Annotated in this window: 3 protein-coding genes; 1 reads left to right on the top strand and 2 read right to left on the bottom strand. The window is 67.7% G+C overall.

Annotation, left to right across the window (positions count from 1 at the left end; all coding sequences use genetic code 11):
• Window positions 1-335 precede the first annotated feature (335 nt).
• Window positions 336-812 carry a DUF427 domain-containing protein gene (locus VGL85_RS00090; RefSeq protein ID WP_331584708.1) on the bottom strand — a complete coding sequence of 159 codons (477 nt, stop codon included), beginning with the start codon at window positions 810-812 and terminating at the stop codon, window positions 336-338.
• A gap of 128 nt (window positions 813-940) precedes the next feature.
• On the opposite strand from VGL85_RS00090, the gene VGL85_RS00095 reads away from it, so the two are divergent.
• Window positions 941-2773: an oligopeptide:H+ symporter gene (locus VGL85_RS00095; protein WP_331584710.1), complete on the top strand. Its 1833-nt coding sequence runs from the start codon at window positions 941-943 to the stop codon at window positions 2771-2773.
• Between the two features lie 176 nt (window positions 2774-2949).
• On the opposite strand, the gene VGL85_RS00100 is transcribed toward VGL85_RS00095, so the two are convergent.
• On the bottom strand, window positions 2950-4938 hold a 1989-nt coding region (locus tag VGL85_RS00100; protein WP_331584713.1), incomplete at its 5' end, for a TonB-dependent receptor plug domain-containing protein.

Consider the following 4938-nt stretch of genomic DNA (forward strand, 5'->3'; position numbering starts at 1 on the left):
CCTGGCCGACCTGGAAGAGATCGCCGATAGCGGCATCACCCCCGCCGAACGCTGGCTGGAGCACTACAACGGCCCCTGGCGCGGCCAGGTAAGCCCGGTGTTCGAGGCCGCCGCCTATTGAGACTTCTCCCAGAGGGGAGAAGGAGGGGCCCGCGCGCGTAAGCGCGCGGGAGGATGAGGGGTTACGAGGTTTCAGAAATAGACGCCGCTGCGTCTCGGGAAAGCTCAGCGAAAACAGGAGAATAGTCGGTGAGGGCGTAACCCCTCACCCTCCCGCTGCCTTCGGCGCGGGCCCCTCCCTCTCCCTTTGGGAGAGGTTTGCAGGGCGCGCTTCGTCACTCGCCCGGAGTGCTCACGTTCGGCGGGGCGTGTTCCAGCTGGCTCGATCCTGAACCTGAGTCCGTGTGTTCGATGGCGTCGCGGATGGCGCTGGGATTGGCCGCGTCGTCGTGCAGGCGGATGTCGACCTTGTTCGGATAGAAGGCGAGGTGGTCCTTGATCTCGGCCATGGCCGGATAGGGGTCCTCGTAGGTCCAGACCGCGTTCTCGGCGAACACCCCGTCCATCAGGATGCTGTAGTAGGAGGCCTCGCCCTTGTAGGGGCAGTAGGTGTGGTGGTCGGTGCGGGTCAGATAGGCCATGTCGACGTCTTCGCGCGGGATGTACTGCGCCGGGTGGTAGCTGGCTTCCTTCAGCTCCAGGGCGCGGCGGCTGTCGGCGAGGGTGTGGCCGCTATAGACCACCTCGACCCGCTTCGGATTGAAGGCGATGGTGATCGGGTGGTCGGGCCCGGGCAGTTTCATCTCTGGCATGGCTTGGTCTCCGTCAGCCTGCAAACGCTCCAAACTCCAAGGTGGGTCCGCGGCGGCGGCTGGGCAAGGCGCAAGCTTGTGATGGGCCGGCGCGCGTGATCATCTCGCGGCGCTGATCAGGGGGCTGAATGTTCAACGTCGTCGTCGTCATCGGCGTCTTCGTCACCGTGCTGACGATGATTCCGGTCCTGCGCCAGCTGCGCACCCATCCGCGCGGCCTGTTCATCCTGTTCTTCGCCGAGATGTGGGAGCGTTTCTCCTATTACGGCATGCGCGGCCTGCTGATCTTCTATCTGACCGAGCAGTTCCTGTTTTCCGACAGTTTCAGCCAGGGCCAGTACGCCGCCTATACGACCCTGGTCTATCTGGTCCCGCTGGTCGGCGGCTTCCTCGCCGACCGCTGGCTGGGCACGCGCAAGGCGATCGCCTTCGGGGCGCTGCTGCTGGTCGCCGGCCACTTCACCATGGCCATCGAGGGACCGCCGGCGGTGCAGACCCTGACCGTCGCCGGCCATGCTTACGCGTTCCAGGCGAGCGGGCGGATGAACGACCGCCAGGTCTGCCTGAAGGTCGCCGCCGGCTGCTACCCGGTCACCGGCGGCAAGGACGGCGGCATGCGGATCGTCGGCCTGCCGGCGACGGCGGCGCTGCCGTCGGTGCTGCCGCACGGCGGCTACACGCTGGCGGTCGAGAAGCGCGACCAGGGCTATGTCGACGTCTTCTATCTGGCGCTGGCCCTGATCATCATGGGCGTGGGCTACCTGAAGGCCAACATCTCCTCGATCGTCGGCCAGCTCTACCGCCAAGGCGACCCGCGCCGCGATCCGGGCTTCACCCTCTATTATTACGGCATCAATCTGGGCGCCTTCTGGGCCTCGGTGGTCTGCGGCCTGATCGGCCAGACGGTGGGCTGGTGGGCGGGGTTCGGCCTGGCCGGGGTCGGCATGCTGGCCGGGTTCGCGGTCTTCGTGTGGGGCAAGCCGCTGCTCGAGGGCCACGGCGAGCCGCCCGATCCGGCGAAGCTGAAGAAGCCGCTGCTCGGACCGGTCAATCTGGAGTGGCTGCTTTATCTGGCCGGCCTGGTCGGCGTCGGCATCGTCTGGGTGGTGGTGCGGCATTTCCAGTTCACCGGCTGGCTGCTCGCGGCCGGCTGGGTCGCGGCGCTCGGCTATCTCGGCTGGTTCATGATCGCCAGGTGCGACCGGGTGATGCGCGACCGGCTGGCGCTGGCCATGGTGCTGATCCTGGCCTCGATCGTCTTCTTCACCCTGTTCGAACAGGCCGGCTCGTCGCTGAACCAGTTCTCCGAGCGCAACACCGCCTTGCCGAACAACGGCTTCTGGACCGTGACGCCGGCCCAGACCCAGTCGTTCAACGCCGGCTTCATCCTGATCTTCGCGCCGATGTTCGCGGCCCTCTGGGCCTGGCTCGGTCGGCGCGACCGCGATCCCAACCCGGCAGTCAAGTTCGGCCTGGGCCTGATCCAGGTGGGCCTGGGCTTCTTCGCCCTGGTCTGGGGCGCGCAGTTCCACGACGCCGCCTTCCGCGTGCCGATGATGTTCTTAGGGTTAGCCTATCTGCTGCACACCACCGGGGAGCTTTGCCTCAGCCCCGTCGGCCTCTCCGAGATGACCAAGCTCGCTCCGGCGGCCTTCATCTCGACCTTGATGGCGATCTGGTTTCTGGCCTCGTCGGCCGCCCAGTTCTTCGCCGGCATGGTGGCCAGGCTGACCGCCGCCGAGACCGTCGCCGGCCAGGTGCTGGATCCCGCCAAGGCGCTGGCCACCTACGTCGAGACCTTCCGCGACATCGGCCTGGTCGGCATGGGCGTCGGCGTGGTGCTGCTGGGGCTGAGCCCCTGGCTCAACCGCCTCGCCCACGGCGTCAACGACGCCGCCAACCATCCGCCGCCGCAGGTCGACTCCACGGCCATCGACCGCGACCCTGCCGCCATGCGCTGACCTCTTCAGGCCCGTGAGGGCAAAAAAGACCGACCGCCAAGTTCGCCAAGGATGCCAAGAGTTGGACGCGGGCGTCGCCGCCTCGCCCTTCTTGGCGTCCTTGGTGAACTTGGCGGTAAAAAGGCCTGGGTCCTCCCATTCACGGGAGTGAGTGGATTATTTGGGGCACTCGCTCTCTACCCGAACGTCTTGCGCACCCGGACGCTGAATTCGGGGCCGAAGCGGGGGTAGTGGGCGTCGGTCGAGGCCAGTTCGCCGCCGTCGACGTTGCGGAACGGGTCGTAGAAGGCGCGGATCTGGGTCAGGCCGTGGGAGGTGAGGTTGTCGCCCTCGACCTTCACGCTGAGACCGGGCCAGGGCTTGTATTCGAAATAGGCGTCGACGAAGAGGCCCAGCTCCTGGGTGTCGACCTCGTCGACCAGGTAGCTGACCTGCCGCCAGGCGGGGAAGACGTCGAAGCCCCAGGTGGACTTCAGTCCATCCAGGCCTTGGGTGAAGTGCAGCTCGGCATCGAGCGGATGCATGTTGGAGATCTCGCGCGGCCTGTGCGTGTCCGGGTCGATCACCCGCGAGCGGCGCCAAGTGGCGCGGATGGTCAGCAGACCGTGCTTCAGCCAGAGCTTGTCGGTCGGCAGGCTGAGCGCCACCGCCAGCTCCTGGCGCGTGGCATCGCCGATATTGGCCGGGGCGTCGAACACCGCGGCCGGATTGCAGCTCGGCGGATTGCCCGGCAGCAGGTCCCGCGGCGCGCAGGTCCCGGCGAAATCGATCGCGTCCTGGATCCAGTACTGGCGCAGGGTGAGGCTGACCTGGCCGTTCTTCCAGAAGCTGCGTTCGTAGGCGGCCTCCGCCACCCAGTCCTGTTCGGGCGTCAGGGTGGGATTGCCGGCGTGCTCGCCGGAACCCAGCGTGCCCGAGGCGGTGAAGTAGTTGAAGTCCAGCTGGCCGACCTCGCGTTCGAGCCGCAGCCGGACCTGGTCGGGGGCATCCGGCGTCCAGGTCACCAGCACGCGCGGCTTGGGAAAGACGAAGACCTGGTGATCGACCACGTCGCCGGACGAGGTGATCTGCGAGGCCTCGACCTTCATGTCGGCGTCGACGGTCAGGTCCGGCCGCGCGCGCCAGGTGGCGTTGGCGAAGGCCTCGCCGCGCAGCTCGGTGACATGGACGTTAGCCGCCGGGATGGTGATGGCCTGGCCGTTGTCGCTCTCGCGCGTGCGGCTGGTCAGCCAGTTGAACGCCCCCTCGCCGCCGGTCTCCAGCGACAGGCTGGCCGAGGGATTGAGCTTGCCGACAGCGCGCAGAATGCTCTCGCCGGTCCGCTTGTTCAGGGTGAAGGTCGTGTCGTCGGTGGCGGTGTCGAAGATGTCGTTGGAGGCGTAGCGGCCGAGCTGCTGCAGCCCGTAGAGCTCGAGGCTGGCGCGCGGGCCGAGCGGGCGTTCGTAGCGCAGCCCGATCTCGCCGGTGTCCTGGTCCTGAAAATAGTGCTCGAACTCGCGGCCGGGCGGATCGATCAGGGTGTCGTCGTCGGTATAGACGTAGGGCGCGCCGACGAACGAGCCCTCGATCCTGAGCCGCCCGCCGAGCACCGGCGTCTCCACCGCCGCCGTGGCCTTGTCCTGCGCCTGATCGCCGAACGAGTTCAGCCGCGCTGTCTGGGTCAGTTGGCCGGCCGCGTTGGTGACGATGCGGGGGCCGCGGCCCGTGCCGTCGTCCGCGCCGGTCCCGATCAGCAGCCCGGCCTCGTAGGCGGTGTCGCCGGAGCGCTTGGAGCCTTCGAGGCGCAGGCCGTGGTCAAAGTGGCCGTTGGCGTCCCAGGTTCCTTGCACCGCGGTGGTCAGCTTCAGGCCGTTGTCGGTCTTGCGGATCACATTGGCGATGACGGTCTTGCCCTGCATGTCGACGCCGGGCGCGGCGCCGCGGATCACGTCGATGCGCGCCACGTCGCTGGCCGGGATGCGCTGCAGCAGCTGGTCGAGGCTGTCGTTCTTGGTGGCGGGCCTGGCCCCATCGATCAGCACATTGCCGGCCGCGCCGCCGAATCCGCGCACCGCGTCGCCGGTGTCGAGGGTGAAGCCCGGCAGGTTGTTGATCATGTCCAGCGCGGTGTTCGGGCGCACGGCGGCGAAGGCTGAGGGCGGATAGCTGGTCACCGCCGCGCTGGC

The organism is Phenylobacterium sp., from assembly GCF_036501465.1.
Taxonomy (GTDB): Bacteria; Pseudomonadota; Alphaproteobacteria; order Caulobacterales; family Caulobacteraceae; genus Phenylobacterium.